Genomic DNA, 15617 nt, shown 5'->3' with positions numbered 1-15617 from the left:
TTGAGGGCTGCGCGACTCAGCCGCGACGCGCAGCCGTTGTTCGGCGGCTCAGCGCTTTTGAATCTGGTCGTCTACGGTCTTGCGAACTTTATTGGCAGCATCGCTGACCGCGCCTTCGACCTTCCCCTTCACGGCCTGAGCTGCGCCTTTGGCCTGGAGCTTGTCGGAGCCAACTGCGTATCCGACTTTTTCCTTCATCTTGCCGACTGCCGTGTCAAATTTGCTCTTGAGACTGCCCATGGTCACCTCCTGAAAATGACGTTGCTGCCAACGCCAGGCTTCGATGGAAAGTTCCGCAGGCTCACAACGCACACGCGAAGAGCGGGCGCAACCGAGCAACAAATTTGAATCTGATTGTCGGGCCGCAGTGCGCGGTCTCAATTCATCTGCGCCGGGCCAATCTCAGATGGCGGCAAGCCGGCTGGCGATGAGACTGTTCACAACCATCGAAACGTCCTCGGGATTATAGGGTTTTCCGAGGATCGGCGTATTCGGATAAAGTGAGCAGAGCTCAGCTCCCCCCGCCCCGGTGCAGATCGCGAAAGGGATGCCCTTAACGTCGAGTGCACGGGTTAGCGGCGACGCTTCCCCATCCTCGAGAAGGTAATCGATCACCGCGATATCGACCTCTTCCCGATCGAGAACTTCGAGCGCTTCCCGCACCGTCATAGATGGCCCGACGACCCGGCAGCCATACCCTTTGAGGATCTCTTCGAGGTCGAGGGCGATAAGCGTGTTGTCCTCGACAAGCAGCACGCGCGGCGGGCGCACATGTCCGAAGATGTTCGTTTCCACCATGCTTGCCGAACGAGAATACATGCCGCCAACTCCGAAAACGCCATCCTCATTCCGTTCCGGGTATTAATCAATCCGTTGAAACAGCAACTTACCGTGCGGTCGCGAAATTGTAAGCATGCGTAGGGAACGGTATCGGCGTCATCCCCGTTATCGTGGGCCGAAGCTCAAACTGAGCGGCTTACTCACTATGAGCCGGCAATTACTTGCGCCCGAGGAGGTTTGCCATGAGCGCGGCATCAAACAGAGACGAACGACTCCAGATTATGCTTGAGCCGGAAGAACTTCGAGCTGTCGATGACTTCCGCTACAAATACCGCATGCCCAGCCGTGCCGCGGCCGTACGCGAGCTGCTGAAGCGCGGGCTGACCAGCGCGCCGACGGGAGAGGTCGATGATCGCTCCCGGTCGCAGGATTTTGGGGTTCTAGGCATTGCCAACGGCAGCCGGTTTAAAGACGCAGATAGCACTGATGGGAATTAGGCGCTGCATTCGCGCGCCGGCGCGATCGACTGGGTTAAGCGCTGTGAAGCGGCGGCCTTGGGGTAGGGGATCAAAGTTTTCATTCGACACTTCGTCTGCGAATGAAATTTAACGGCGGAGCTCCGGTTTACAGCTTCAGGATCGGACACGGGGCGGTCGATGCTCGATCCTCCGACACCCGCTGTGAGATGATACGTAACCGATGCGCACGTGCGCGCTGGGCGGACTCGACGACCTTCATCGTCATCCTATGGATTGAGGCGCCGAAGAGGCCGGCCCATCTGCTGGGCACCCTACGCCAGAGAAAACTTTAGGTATCCTTCCCGCCAAAGCGGGCTCGCCTCCAGCTTTTCCCGAGCTGCGCTGCTCGCGCTCGGAAGTCAGGGCGATATTTTTGCGTGCGATGTGGAACCTGACATCGCTGTTGTCGTTTTCAACATACAATCTCCCCCAAGATTGTAGTCTCGGCGCTAAATCCCCCCGATAGTGCCGTCCCATAAGACGCCGGCTTTCCCCCGAAGCCGGCGTCTTCTCGTTTGTCATCCCCAACGAAATCTTGAAACGAAGACGTGCTGCCGCGTCCGATCGTCTCCTCAGCTTCCTTCTGCCTGCCTGAGGCGAGTCAGCAGGTTCGATACAAAAGGCGGAAGGCTGCCCAGTTCCGTCTCGAAGATTTCGCGCAAGCGTGGGCTCGCCCGGCTCCTGAACTCCGCTAGCCAATCATCCTCGTACATTTTTTTGTTTTCCTCCGACGACCACGCAGTCTGACTTACGCTAAAAGCCCGGTGAGGAATGCGCAGTTCCGCTATCTCAGTCACATATGTTTTCGAGGCGAGGGGGCATTTTTTTACGCGATCGCAATGCGGATGTGCTTTTCACATTTTGCATCGCTGTCGATAGGCCAGAGCGTCCGCAACAGCGCATTCCGAACATAAGTCGCTGGCCGATCACCGGATTCGAAGTGCGGAACCGAATTGAACTCTGCGACTGGTTGTTCAGCCGGCTGAGTTATTCGATTGTCGGCACGCAACAAACATTTATTGCGAAGGTTTGCCCATTGTCGGAGCTGTTTCAGCTCCTCAAAGAATGAGGAAAACCAAATGCAAACAATTCGTAAGTTGGCGACTGTCGCTGCCGCGGCGCTTGCGGTTACGGCATTCTCCATTTCTGCCGATGCCCACGGCGGCGGCGGCGGCGGCGGCGGCGGTCACGGCGGCGGTTTCTCGGCAGGCGGTGGGGAGGCGGCGGAATGGGCGGTGGCGGCGGCTTCGGTGGTGGCATGGGCCACGGGGGCATGGGCGGAATGGGGGAATGGGCCGTGGCGGCTTCGCCGGGCCCGGCTACGGATTCCGCGGCGGTCCTATGGGCGGAAATTCCCGTGGACAACATGGAGAACATCACTTTAACCGAGGCCGCTTCAGAGGAGGCCCGTTCTTCGTATACGGCTACGACGGCTATTACGACGATGATTACTACTGCTATTGGCGCTATGGACGGCAGTACTGCGGCTACGGCTATTGATGAAAAAGCCCCGGTCATCCGGGGCTTTTTTATGCGCGCAAGCCGTGGAAAATAGAGAGCCCTGCCATCGCTGGCAGGGCTGACAGGAACACGTCACCCTCACGCTTGGCGGTATCGGCTCCCGCTGTGCCGACCATTCAAGCAGCGACGCTCTTCCCGCTGAAGGAGGCAGCCAATACAGAAAATTGCGGTCACAAACAATTCACAATCCGACGCGGCGTGTAACAGCTTGTGATTAAGCTGCCACGCTCTGAAAGCGGCTCGCCCGCGAACTATGTGGTTCGTCCCGCGACGGGGTTTCCGCGGACGATGATCAGAAAGGATTTCTTCCGCCCGATGCGGTGACCGGAACGCGATGACGCGTGCTAATTCCTGCTCCGTCGCACACGGCTTCGATTGCATGAAGCAGCACATCGATCTCGAACGGCTTGCCGATGTGTGCCGTCATACCGGCCGCATAACAGCTCGCGATTTCGTTGGGGAGAACGTTCGCCGTCATGGCGATGATCGGAACCTGACTTTGATTAGGAGGCAGCTTCCGAATTTCCTTCGTCGCCGCGAGGCCGTTCATCCCGGGCATCTGCATGTCCATGAGGATGACATCGAATGTTTCCGACTGCACCAGCAGAATGGCTTCGGCGCCGCTCGCGGCTGCCACCGCGCGATGCCCGGCACGTCGCAGCACGGTGGACGTGAGCCGTCTGTTCGGCTCCATGTCGTCGACCACGAGAACATTGAGGCCGCCGGGTCCAGCCGGTTTCGAATCCGCAGAGCGCTCGGCTGCAGGCTGTGACCGGCTGACGGCGAGCGGCAATTCAAACCAAAAAGCCGACCCTTCGCCGAGCACACTGTCGACGCCGATCCGGCCGTCCATGGCAACGACGATGCTCTTGCTGATGGCGAGCCCGAGGCCCGATCCTGCAAAGCGCCGCTCGTAACTTCCATCGAGCTGGCTGAACCTGTTGAACAGTTCCGGTATCGACTTTTCCGGTATGCCAGGGCCGGTATCTTTGACGACGAAGCGAACGACGACGTCGTCATCCGACCGCTTTACCCACTTGGCCTGGACATCGACACGGCCAACGGAAGTGAATTTTACGGCATTGCCGACGAGATTGACGAGCACCTGCCGGACGCGTTGCGCATCCGCCGAAACTGCGACCTCATCCAACGCGCTATCGATTTCGGCGCTCAGAATTAGGCCTTTCGCCCGCGCATCGACCTGTATCAGCGACAGGCAGCTCTCGACGATCGGACGGAGCAGGGTGGGCGCAAGCAGCAGCTTCATGCGCCCGGCTTCGATCGCGGAAAAGTCGAGGATGTCGTTCACGGTATTGAGGAGCGACCGTCCCGCATCCCGCACGATCTCGAGATCGCGCGCATCTTCAGTATTGAGGCCGCGTCGCGCCAGCACGAGGCTCGTATAGCCGATGACGCTGTTCAACGGCGTTCTGATTTCATGGCTCATCGTCGCGAAGAACTCTGACTTCGCCGACGTCGCGCGCTGCGCCGCCTCATTCGCGGCCTTCGCATCGGCAATGGACACTTTGAGCCGGTCCAGAACCTTGAGCCGCTCCATGAACATGCGAGCGTTTGTCATGACGAGCACGACCAAAAAAACTAAAAAGCTCACCGCGAGCGCGCAGAGGACGAAATTTTCTCTGCCGCCGAGAATGAGCAGTTTCAGTATGAGCGGGCCAAGGATGGTCACCGCGTAGGTAAGTGCGGCCGCGGGGATGGGCGCGAGCAGAATGCTGCCGCTTGCGGCCATGCCGACGACAAACGCCGTGAGGATCGCCTCGCTGGTCCCGCTTACGGCACCGGCCCACGCCGCCGCCAAGAACGACCAGGGGAGTGCGAGTAGCACTGCGAATACAAGAGCGTTCCGAGCGCTCCGTGTCGTGTCGACATTTTGGCGGGGCCTGGAAGGCGCGCGAGGTAGCGAACGCAGTCCCACGAAGCCGCAAACGGAGAACGAGAAGAGAAGCCAAAGCAAAAGATGGTGAGCCGGGAAGGTGTTCCAGAATGCGGCCGCGGCGAGCGCCACATTGACGCCATAGCCGGCCATTGCATAGGGCGTGACGCGGGCGACGGCGGCCAATTGATCGCGATGAAGCCGCAGCTTAGTCACTGGCGGCCTCCATATACGCCCGCAACGCGGCCATGGCGCGTTCGCCAGCGTATTTCATTTCGACCTGCGCCGAAAGCATTTCTGCCCGCGCATGATGGCGGGCGCATTCTCTCAATCTCTCCGCCGCCGACATCAACTGGCACATTCCGAGCGTGCCGGTAAAATTAATGAGATCGTGGCAGATCGCTTCAATCTGCGACGGAGATAGCTCCAGCGACTGGAGATTCAGAAGGCGTTGTTCAATGGCGGTCTCGAATTCGCCGATAATGTCGCGAAAGCCGACCAAATCGAGATAGCCACGCATACGCAGCAGCTTTCCGGCATCCAGGACCGTGCCCTCGTCGATAATCAAGGCCGCGAGATTTGGAGACTTCATTGGGGGCAAATGATTGTTTCATCAACAGCGCGGGGCACGCTTATTCGACCCCCCGGAATATCATCCTTCCAATGCGTTACTCTGAGCTTAACCGAGGCTGACCGTATCCCGTTGAAATAGACGCTATTCATTTTGATCGCGCCGGAATTGAAAACGCTCGTAGCCTCTCGGTCAGAAAAGTTAACGAATACATTCGCGCGTTCAGCTAAGGTCCAGAGGCTGGAAGACCGAGCAATGAGCGCCCCGAGCACGGCGGTGCCCGCCCGTTAGTATCGCCGCGAGAACTCCAGCCTTTCTATTGCCGTCGTTGGGATTGCTGAATGGCCCTGGGCAGTAAAGGGCGTCAGTTATGAAATCAGTTGCGTCAGTCGTTGTGCCGGTTGTGGCCTTGCTCGCCGCCTATGGACCGCCGGCTTTTGCAGATCCCGTATTCGCGGCGGCCGAGCCGCTATCCGAAGGCTCGACACCGTTGCCGTCGTTCGTCCCGTCGTCGGGACAGGAAAAATATGCGTCCGCCTTGCACGCCAATCGCGGCCAAACTGTCGCCGCGCGCCAGGAGGCGGAAAAAATCAGCGCCCTTTTCGCCGGAATGACGACCGGTTCGATTTCGAAAAATGACGATGTCGCTCCAGCCAAGCATGAGCCGGCTGAGACTGATCCCGCAACGCCGGACGCGGAACCGGACCCGGAAAAGCTTGTCTCGCCGCAAATGCCCGAAGCACAGGCTGGACGCTCGATCATGCTGGCGTCGAACCAGCAGGCGGAGGACACAACCGAAAAAAACGCGCCTCCGCTGAAGGAGGCGCCGCCGCCCAATCGCGTGAAAGGCAACGGAAACACGCACCGCATTCCACAGAAAGCCCTCGCCAAAGCGACGCGAAACTCTCGAACGGCCGAACGCGAAGAACGCGAGAGGGGCACGACAACTGCAATGGCGCTCGCAAGCGCAGGGCACAAGGCAAGCGTCGTCGATCTGCTGACCAATCCAGCGTTGTGGTGGCACTGACGGCGCGGATAATGCGGCCTGCCGTCAGCGACGTTTATTTGCTGCCCGGCGAGATCATGGCCGGCTCCGCCGGCTTCTTCCGGGATCGGCGCCATTCTTCGAAGCGCTGAATGACGACGAAGAATGAGGGAACGAACAGCACCGCGAGACACGTCGAAGCGAGCATGCCGCTGAAAACGGTGACGCCGATCGATTTGCGCGCGGACGCCCCGGCGCCAGTCGCAAACACCAGCGGCGCAACGCCCAGGATAAACGCGAACGACGTCATCAGGATCGGCCGGAACCGGGCCCGCGCCGCCTCCAACGCGGAATCGAAAATCGGCTTGCCCTCGGCCCGCAATTCGCGCGCGACCTCCACGATCAGAATGGCGTTCTTCGCCGAAAGGGCGATCAGAAGCACGAGCCCGATCTGGACATAGAGGTTATTGTCGACGCCGACCGACGTCAGCACCAGCACGGGGCCGAGAAGCGACAACGGAACCGCGAGGAGAACCGACAACGGCGCGTACCAGCTCTCGTACTGACCGGCGAGCACCAGGTAGACGAGAAGCATCGCCAGCGCGAACACGTAATAGATTTGGCCGCCCACGAGCTTCTCTTGATAGGACAGCGCCGTCCACGAATAGCCGACGCCGGGCGGCAGCGTTTTCGCGGCAATTTCTTCCATGAGCTTGATGGTCTGCCCGGATGAAAAGCCCTTGGCCGGCACGCCGACGATAGCGGCCGACGGATAGAGATTGTAAAGGCTGATGAGTGAGGCCCCGATGTGGGGCGTGATCGTCAGGACGGTTCCGAGCGGGATCATGTCGCCGTTCTGATTGCGCACCCTGAGAGCAAGAATGTCGTCGGGTGACATCCGGAATGCAGCGTCGCCCTGCACGTAGATCTGGAAGACGCGGCCGAACTTGTTGAATTGGTCGACGTAGCTCGAGCCGAGATAGCTCGCAAGCGTCGAGAACACTTGGTCGGTCGTCAGCAGAAGTGTCTGAACCTTTTCGCGGTCGATCGTAATTCGGTATTGGGGCGCGGTGGCGCGGAAGGTGGTCGAAGCACGCGCAATGCTCGACTGAGTGCTGGCGGCTTTCACCATGGCGTTGACCGAGCTCTCGAGCTTGGCCAAATCGAAGCTGCTGTCGCGCAATTCGATCTGCATCGTAAAGCCGCCCGCATTGCCGATGCCTTGGATCGGCGGCGGCGGCACGACCAGAACGTGCCCGTCCTGTATGACTGCCAGCTTCTCGTTGAGAGTTTTATAGAGAGACGCCAAGTTCTGGCCCGGACCGCGCGCATCCCAATCCTTCAGCATGATGTAGGCGACGCCGGCATTTGCAAGCGACGCGCTGTTGTCGAGAGCCGATATGCCCGCAATGGTAATGACGCGCTCGACGCCCGGAACCGCGTTGGCGAGCTGTTCGACCTGCTCGAGAGACTTCTGCGTTCGCCCGAGCGCCGCACCATCGGGAAGCTGCACGGCAGCGATCATGTATCCTTGGTCCTCGATCGGCAGGAAGCCGGTCGGGACGCGAGACATTCCGTATATGGCGCCACCGATGATCGCCAGCGCGATGAGAGACATCAATCCGCTGTGGCGAGCCATGCCGCCGATCAAGCCGGCGTAGCGGTCCTCCATGCGCTGATAGACGGCGTTGAAGCCGCGGTAGAAGAAGTTGCGGTTTTCGGGCGGCACGGGACGCCGAAGCCAAAGTGCGCATTGGGTCGGCTTCAGCGTCGCAGCGTTGATGGCGCTGATCAAGGCTGTCGCGGCGATGACGAGAGCGAACTGCGCGTACATCTGCCCTGTCAGACCGGGCAGAAAGGCGGATGGCAAAAACACCGCCATCAGCACCAGTGTTATGCCGATGATCGGACCCATCAAAGCATTCATGGCGGCAATCGCGGCGTCGTGGCCGGACATGCCTTTCTCGATGTTGTGAGCGGCGCCTTCGACGACGACGATCGCATCGTCGACGACGATGCCGATAGCGAGAACGATCGCGAACAACGTCGAGAGATTGACCGAAAAGCCCAATGCCGCCATGGCGGCGAAGGCGCCGATGATCGTCACCGGCACCGTAGTGGCCGGAACCAGCATCGCGCGCCAATCCTGCAGGAACGCGAGGATGACGATCAGCACCAGAAAACCGGCTTCGATCAGGGTCTTGTAAACCTCCGATACCGCCTGCTGCACGAAAACCGTGGTGTCGAAAGGAATGGAGTACGCCATGCCTTCCGGAAATTCTTTCGCGAGCGCCTTCATCTTCGTCGCGACTTCGGTGGCGACGTCGAGGGCGTTTGCGCCCGGTGTCTGGAAAATCGCGAGGCCGGCGGCCTGCTTTCCATTGAGGTTGAAAATCTGCGCGTAGGTCTGGGCGCCGAGTTCGACCCGGCCGACATCGCGCAACCGGGTCAAATCTCCGGCCGTACCGGTTTTGACGACGACATTCGCGAACTGCTCCGCATCTTCGAAGCGCCCGACAACGTCGACCGTGTATTGAAACGTCTGCGCGCCGGCGACGGGCGGCGCGCCGATCTGTCCGGCCGTCACCTGCTGGCTCTGCTGTTGCAGCGCCTGGATCACATCCTGGGCATTGAGCCCGCGCGCTTGCATCTTTTCCGGATCGAGCCAAATACGCATCGCGTATTGACCGGCCCCGAATACGTTGACGTTGCCGACACCCGGCAACCGCGCGATTTCGTCCTTCAGCCGGATGGTCGCGTAGTTGCTGAGATAAAGACTATCAAATTTATTGTCGGGCGAGGTCAGCGTGACGATCTGCAAAATCGCCGTCGACTTTTTCTGAACGACGACGCCTTGCACTTGGACCGATTGCGGCAGCGACGCCATCGCAGCCGAAACACGGTTCTGCACGAGAACTTGCGCCGCGTTGAGATCGGTGCCGATGTCGAACGTAACGGTCAGCGAGTAGCTGCCGTCCGACGCCGCATAGGACTGCATGTAGAGCATCCGCTCCACACCGTTCACCTGCTGCTCGATCGGCAAGGCAACAGTATCGATCACCGTACGCGCGCTTGCGCCCGGATAGCGCGTCGTCACCTGCACCGTCGGCGGAACGACGTCCGGGTATTGGGAAACAGGGAGCCGAATTAATGAAACGAGCCCGATCACGACGAACAGAACCGCGATGACGTTCGCGAGAACCGGACGCTCGATGAAGAATTTCGAGATCATGGGGCGCCATCCGCTTGTCGCTCAGCTTCGGGCTTAGCGATAGTCTTCAGCTCAGGCTCGATCTTTTGGCCAGGCACGGCCGTCATCAACCCGGATATGACGACGCGATCGTCCGGAGTGATGCCCTTCTCGATAACGCGCAGATCGCCGACCTGCTGCCCGAGTTCGACTTTGCGCTGTTCGATGACGTCGTCTTTGTTGACGATGAGCACGTAGCGGCCGCTCTGATCGCTGCCGATCACGCGGTCCGGAATGAGAAGCGAGTCCGGCTGTTTGGCCCGCGGAACGCGAACGCGAACGAAATAGCCGGGAAGCAGCGAGCGATCCTTGTTCGGCAGCACGCCACGGACAGCGAGCGTTCCCGTCGCGGCCGTGATGCTTGGCGCGACATAGTCGAGCGTGCCGATATGTGGATAGCCCTTCTCGCTCTGCAGGCCGACTTCAACGGGGATTTTCTTGAGTTCCTCGTTGGTTATGCCCCGCGCCTTCATCTCGGAGCGGATCTCCTGAACGTCGACTTCGCTGATGGAAAAATTGACGTAAATGGGCTCGAGTTGAACGATGGTCGCGAGTGTCGTCGGGCTGCCCGCGCCGACGAGCTGCCCCAACGAGACTTCACGAGACGTCACGATGCCGTCGAAGGGTGCACGAACTTCCGTGTAGCTGAGATTGAGCTTCGCCTGATCGATATCGACCTGCGATTGCTGCTGCTTCGCGACTGCCGCGGCTTTATTTGCAGTCGCCGTGTCGAGCGTGGCTTGGCTGGCGATATTCTTGGCGGCGAGATCCAGCTGGCGATTGTAATCGGCCGTCGTCTGCGTAGTGGTTGCGGTCGCACTCGCAAGCCCCGCCTCGGCCTGCTGAAGTGCAAGCTGATAGGGCTGTTGCTCGATGACGAACAGCACCTGGCCGGTCTTTACGAAGTCGCCGTCCTGATACTTGATCGCTTGGATGAACCCTTGAACGCGGGCAACCAGTGTCGTGCTGTTGACCGCCGCGGTGCTGCCGGTAGTGGTCAGGTAGCGCGTCACCGATTCCTTCAATGGCAGCGCCACATCTATCTTCGGGGGAGGCGGCGGAACGAACGTATTTTTATCGCCGCACGCTGACAGCGCGAGCGTTGAAGCAACGAAGCACGCAACGGTCGCGCGCCATCCGCGGCCGGAGCCCGGCGAACGCGAGATGGCTTGTGTCATGCATCTGCGCCCGGACGATCGCAGTACGGATTCGTCACCCATAGTGAAACCCACAATGTTAAAAGAAATTGGATAAAGGCGGTACGATAACGTTAGGTGAATTTGCTCAACCCGTACAGATCCCTGATCATTGTAAATGTAGATTGCTGTACAACTACGAGAGCTGCAGGTTTTCGATTAAAATGATGCTGTGCAGCATGAGTAAGCGCTGGGCGACTTCTCGGCTTGTCAGAATATCTACCTGCCTGGTCTTTGGCCGCTTCGACATTACCCTTGGACGATCGCGTGTATCGTTGGGGCGCCGGTCCCATTGCTGATCAATCTCCATGATCACCCCCGTCGATCGGCGACTTTGGGCCGGAGCAAAGCGCTATTGGTTTCGCCGGAAGCCACGCCCTCACAAAAACCGCTAGTCTGAGCTGGATCTTTGGAGCATTGTCTCCCGAAAAGCGTGCGGATTTTTTCCTGATCTTTGAGGGAATTAATTCCGGCGCGACGGAGGCGAGCTTGCAGGTCCCCGCAATAATAAGAACATTACTAATGGTAGGCAGCGTCGCCTTTCTTGCCGGCTGCAACGCACCGCATTCCGAAGAGGCCGAAGAGCGAAACAACGTCCCCGACGTTGTTCCCCCTCCCGTGCACACGATCGTCCTCGCCGCGTCGAACGAACCTGTGAAGCTCGAGGGTATTGGGATGGTCCTCAATCCTGATGCGCTCCTACAACTCGATGCCGACATCCGCTCTGCAACGGTTGCGGCCAACTTCAGCCGCGGACAGCTCGAGCGCTTCAAAGCGTCGACCATGCTGTCGAGGCAGACTCTCGAAAACGCCGTCCGTCAGGAAGGTATCGACGCGTCCCAGCTGAAGCTGTTGCTGACGCGCCTTCAACAATCCTGGGGCGATAAGGCCCCGTTTCTGAACGCCGACGCCCGCCAGACATTGATGGCCGATATCGCAAACGGCTCGCGCGCTGTGCTTCGTCTCGACTTCTCCGACATGGCGGCAGAAGTGCCCCGGAATGTTCGTGTCGTTCCCCTTCGCGGTGGCTCGGAAACCAAGGTCGATGTCCTGTGGGCCGCGCCCTCGGGAAATCTCGCGATGCCTGGAGTGTCTTTCTTCGGCTTGATCAACGCGGGCCCTGGGCTTCGCGCCGGTGATCGGGCGCGTGTCATCGCCGATAGTCCGGAGAGACTGACCGGCGTCGTCATTCCGAGCGCGGCTCTGGTCGTCTTTGGCGGCAAATCCTGGTGCTATGTCGAAACGGAACCGCGCAAATACGAACGCAAGCTCGTGTCGTTGGAAGCGCCGGTTGACGATGGCTTTTTCGTAAAAAGCGGCTTCGATCCCGGCGCGCGCGTCGTGGTGAAAGGCGCGTCCGTTCTGCTCGCACGGGAAGCGGCGCCCGGAAGCTTCGACGACGATGATGACGCCCCGCCTCAAGCACCTGCAACGGCAGGGACGGCAAAGCCAGCTGCGTCGTCCGTGGCGCAAGGCCATTCCGCACCAACTAATGATCCGGACTAAGCCGGCATGAACGCGCTCATCCGCTGGTCGATCCGCTATCGTGGCTTCGTCGCACTGCTGTCCGTCGTCTGGTTCATCGCCGGAAGCGTTCTCGCGCTACGGGCGCCGCTCGACGTTTTCCCCGAGTTCGTTCCGCCGCAAGTCACGATCCAGACCGAGACGCCCGGCCTCGCGCCTGAGCAGGTCGAGCAGATCGTCACCCGCCCGATCGAGGCGGCGATCGTCGGCGGTCCAGGCATAGATACGGTTCGATCGGAATCCATCTACGGCCTGTCGGTCGTGCTCGTCACATTTGAAGAAGGTGCCGACGCCACCGCCGCGAGACAAGGCATCGCTGAACGTCTGACGACGCTCAATGGCAAATTGCCGGCGGGCATAGGGCCGCCGAAGCTGACGCCGTTGACGTCGAGCACGATGGACGTGCTGAAGCTCGGCCTCGTCTCCGATCAGGTTGATCCCTACACGCTACGCGATATCGCCGATTGGACCGTGAAGCCGCGCCTGCTTGCCGTGCCGGGAATTGCGCGCGTTACCGTGTACGGCGGCGCGATCAGACAAGTCCAGATTCAGCCGGACCTCGAGCGGATCGCCGCGCTCGGCCTGACCGTAACCGATGTCATGGATGCAGCCAGCGCCGCGATTGCGCTTCGCGGTGGCGGCATTGTGGAAACGACGGCTCAACGGATCACCATCGAAACGCCGCCTCCGGCGCCCGACCCGCGCGCAATATCCCAAGCCGTCGTCACGATGCAGAACAACCGGCCGGTCCGCCTTGCCGATGTCGCGACGGTGACGATCGGCCCGGCTGCAAAGATCGGCGATGCGACGATCATGGGGCAATCCGGTGTCTTGATCACGGTTTCCGGACAGTTCGGGGCCAATACGCTCGAAGCCACCAACGCGACCGAGGCAGCACTTGCCGAACTCACGCCCGCACTCGAGCGGCGCGGCGTAACGATATATCCGGCGTTGCACCGCCCGGCATCGTTCGTCGTTCGCGCATTGAAAAATCTCGAGACCGCTCTGACACTTGGATCGGCCTTGATTTTGTTCGTGCTCTACGCCTTCCTGAGAAGTGTACGCGCGTCGCTGATCTCGTTTCTCGCAATCCCGTTGTCGCTCCTCGCCGCTGTGGTCGTGCTGAGCGAATTCGGCCAGTCGTTGAACACTATGACGCTCGGCGGCTTCGCGCTCGCGCTCGGCGTCCTTGTCGATGACGCAATCATCGATATCGAGAATATCGCGAGACGATTGCGCCTCGCGGGACCTGGCGCCGACCGGCTGAGTATCATCGAGGATGCGTCCATCGAAATTCGCGGCTCCATGCTTTACGGCACGCTCGCGGTGATCTTTGCATTCTTCCCCGTGCTCTTTGCGGGCGGCGTGCAGGGCCGCTTCATCGGGCCGATGGCGTTGACGTTCGTGATCGCGGTGCTCGCCTCGATGCTCGTCGCGCTGACCGTCACGCCCGCATTGTGCGCGCTGCTGCTGACGAAGAGCGAGGACACGAAAGAATCGCCGCTCCTGAAAAGTCTCAAAGCCGCTCAGCGGTGGGTCTTGGCGCGCGTCCAACAGGCTTGGGGTACGACGGTTCTGCTGCTGACGGCGAGCGCGCTGGCGGCCGCGGCGGCCGTTCCCTTTCTCCACAGCGAGCTCATTCCTCAGTTCCGCGAAGGCCATTTCGTCCTGCAGATGTCGATGGCGTCTCCCGGAACGTCGACGGATGACGTCGTGGCTGTCGGCGAGCGCGTGACGGCGGCACTTCTGAAGCTGCCGTTCGTCGACACCGTGGGCCATCAGATCGGCCGCGCCGAAGCGGGCGAAGATACCTGGAGCGTCGACAAGAGCGAATTTCACATCGAGCTGAAGCCGGTGCACGATAAAAGCGAGGAAGAAGCCCAGAGCATCATTCGCGCCACGCTGCGCGGCTTCCCGGAGGTCAGAAGCGAGACATTGACGTTCCTTGGCGATCGCATCAGCGAAAGCCTGAGCGGCGAAACGGCTCAAGTCGTCATTAGCTCCCTCGGAACCGATCTCGCATCGCTCGAAAGCGCGGCCGCCGAAATCCAGAAAGCCGTCGCGGATGTTCCAGGCGTCACCGATCTCAGAATGCCGAGAAGCGCGATGGTGCCGACGTTGTCGGTCAAGCTCGATCCGGCCGCGCTCTCAAGCTACGGCCTTTCCGCGCGGGACGCTCTCGATACGATTCAGACCGCATTCGCCGGAACGACCGTCGGCCAGACGTACGATGGCGCGCGCACTGTGGATGTCTTCGTCATTCTGTCGCCGGATGACCGCAACCGCATTAGCGAACTCAACAAGCTGATGGTCGGCAACGCCACGACCAGAACGCCGCTGAAGAACGTCGCAACGATAGAGATCACCGAAGGCCGGTCGAACATTCAGCACGACGGCGGTCAACGTCGCGTCGCCGTGACCTTCAACGGCGCGAAGGGCTATTCGCTCCGCGAGATCGTCGCCGAAGCGCGTCAGCGCGTCGAAGCGCTTCATTTGCCCAAGGATGTTTACGTGGCATTCGCGGGACAGGCCGAGGCGGAACGCGAGGGTCAAATCCGCCTCGCCGGTCTAACCGCCATGAGTACCGCGCTCATCATCGCGGCGTTGACGATGGCGTTTCGTCGCCGGGGGCTCGCGGTGTTGGTGCTGATCAATTTGCCCTTCTGTCTGATCGGCAGCATCGCGGCCATTGTCGTGAGCGGCATCGGAATGACGCTCGGAAGCCTCGTGGGCCTGATCACGGTGTTCGGCATCGGCGCGCGCAACTCCGTCATGATGCTCGCGCACGTCGAGCATGTGGCGGACGCGGAAGGGAAGGGGTGGAGCCCCGAAACGATCCGCATCGCGGCGTCCGAACGTATGGCGCCGGTCTTCATGACGGCGCTGATGGCGGCGCTCGGGCTTGTGCCTCTGGCTTTGGGCCTTGGCCGGCCGGGACACGAAATCGAAGCCCCGATGGCGATCACCGTGCTCGGAGGCCTGACGACGGCGACGCTTCTCAATCTCGGTGTTTTGCCGGAAGCACTTATTCGGCTCGGCCGCCTGCTTCGAATTTCCGGAGCTGCGCCGAAGTCACAAACAACCGACCCGAAATTGGAGCCCGCCGCCAAAGCCACGGCGGCCGAATGAACTATCGGCGGTTCAGATCGGGAGCTTGAACTGATCGACCACGTAGATCGTCAGCTTTTTGGGGTCATGTTCGCCCGCCCTCATGAAGCCCGTGACCAGAAAGGCGATGCGCTCGCGACTGGCCGTGTCGGTCTCTTCGACGGCGAGTTCACCACAAGCGAGGTCCATCGCCTGCTGCATGATGTTGAGATGTTCGCTGTCTATAACCCCACGTGGAAACGGCATGTCGGCGCCCGCTCTCTATCAATC

At 60.3% G+C, this 15617-nt stretch carries 12 protein-coding genes; 5 read left to right on the top strand and 7 right to left on the bottom strand.

Features of this window, described 5'->3' with window-relative positions:
- Positions 1-48: 48 nt before the first annotated feature.
- Both AACL53_RS14955 and AACL53_RS14950 read right to left on the bottom strand, forming a co-directional pair.
- On the bottom strand, positions 49-240 hold the full coding sequence (locus AACL53_RS14955) for a CsbD family protein (RefSeq protein ID WP_339085323.1): 192 nt from the start codon (positions 238-240) through the stop codon (positions 49-51).
- Between the two features lie 162 nt (positions 241-402).
- Entirely contained in the window at positions 403-819 is a 417-nt protein-coding gene (locus tag AACL53_RS14950) for a response regulator (protein WP_339085322.1), read from the bottom strand.
- Positions 820-1022: 203 nt separating this feature from the next.
- Here AACL53_RS14950 and AACL53_RS14945 point away from each other — a divergent pair, with 203 nt between their 5' ends.
- Together AACL53_RS14945 and AACL53_RS14940 are read left to right on the top strand one after the other, a co-directional pair.
- The gene (locus AACL53_RS14945; protein ID WP_339085321.1) at positions 1023-1277 is read left to right on the top strand and encodes a hypothetical protein; all 255 of its coding nucleotides are present in this window, start codon (positions 1023-1025) and stop codon (positions 1275-1277) included.
- 1100 nt (positions 1278-2377) lie between these two features.
- A complete protein-coding gene (locus tag AACL53_RS14940; RefSeq protein ID WP_339085320.1) occupies positions 2378-2683 on the top strand; it encodes a hypothetical protein in 306 nt (101 codons plus the stop codon).
- Between the two features lie 428 nt (positions 2684-3111).
- Here AACL53_RS14940 and AACL53_RS14935 read toward each other — a convergent pair whose 3' ends face one another.
- Complete coding sequence (locus AACL53_RS14935; protein WP_339085319.1) at positions 3112-4929, bottom strand: ATP-binding protein; 1818 nt, start codon at positions 4927-4929, stop codon at positions 3112-3114.
- The gene (locus AACL53_RS14930; RefSeq protein ID WP_339085318.1) at positions 4922-5281 is read right to left on the bottom strand and encodes a hypothetical protein; all 360 of its coding nucleotides are present in this window, start codon (positions 5279-5281) and stop codon (positions 4922-4924) included. Before AACL53_RS14930 ends, AACL53_RS14935 begins: the two co-directional genes overlap by 8 nt.
- 373 nt (positions 5282-5654) lie before the next feature.
- Between AACL53_RS14930 and AACL53_RS14925 the strand changes: the two genes are divergently transcribed.
- Positions 5655-6311: a hypothetical protein gene (locus AACL53_RS14925; protein ID WP_339085317.1), complete on the top strand. Its 657-nt coding sequence runs from the start codon at positions 5655-5657 to the stop codon at positions 6309-6311.
- A 34-nt stretch (positions 6312-6345) separates the two neighbouring features.
- On the opposite strand, the gene AACL53_RS14920 is transcribed toward AACL53_RS14925, so the two are convergent.
- Together AACL53_RS14920 and AACL53_RS14915 are read right to left on the bottom strand one after the other, a co-directional pair.
- Complete coding sequence (locus AACL53_RS14920; protein WP_339085316.1) at positions 6346-9501, bottom strand: efflux RND transporter permease subunit; 3156 nt, start codon at positions 9499-9501, stop codon at positions 6346-6348.
- Positions 9498-10697: an efflux RND transporter periplasmic adaptor subunit gene (locus AACL53_RS14915; protein ID WP_339085315.1), complete on the bottom strand. Its 1200-nt coding sequence runs from the start codon at positions 10695-10697 to the stop codon at positions 9498-9500. The genes AACL53_RS14920 and AACL53_RS14915 overlap by 4 nt, the downstream gene beginning before the upstream one ends.
- Positions 10698-11237: 540 nt before the next feature.
- On the opposite strand from AACL53_RS14915, the gene AACL53_RS14910 reads away from it, so the two are divergent.
- Together AACL53_RS14910 and AACL53_RS14905 are read left to right on the top strand one after the other, a co-directional pair.
- Positions 11238-12221 carry a hypothetical protein gene (locus tag AACL53_RS14910; protein WP_339085314.1) on the top strand — a complete coding sequence of 328 codons (984 nt, stop codon included), beginning with the start codon at positions 11238-11240 and terminating at the stop codon, positions 12219-12221.
- 6 nt (positions 12222-12227) lie between these two features.
- Positions 12228-15368 carry an efflux RND transporter permease subunit gene (locus AACL53_RS14905; protein WP_339085313.1) on the top strand — a complete coding sequence of 1047 codons (3141 nt, stop codon included), beginning with the start codon at positions 12228-12230 and terminating at the stop codon, positions 15366-15368.
- A gap of 12 nt (positions 15369-15380) precedes the next feature.
- Here AACL53_RS14905 and AACL53_RS14900 read toward each other — a convergent pair whose 3' ends face one another.
- A complete protein-coding gene (locus tag AACL53_RS14900; RefSeq protein ID WP_339085312.1) occupies positions 15381-15593 on the bottom strand; it encodes a hypothetical protein in 213 nt (70 codons plus the stop codon).
- Positions 15594-15617: the final 24 nt, after the last annotated feature.

It is taken from the genome of Hyphomicrobium sp. ghe19 (genome assembly GCF_902712875.1).
In the GTDB taxonomy this organism is placed as follows: Bacteria; Pseudomonadota; Alphaproteobacteria; order Rhizobiales; family Hyphomicrobiaceae; genus Hyphomicrobium_B.
The sequence above is the reverse complement of the archived record's forward strand: the minus strand, read 5'-3'. Positions and strand labels throughout refer to the sequence as shown.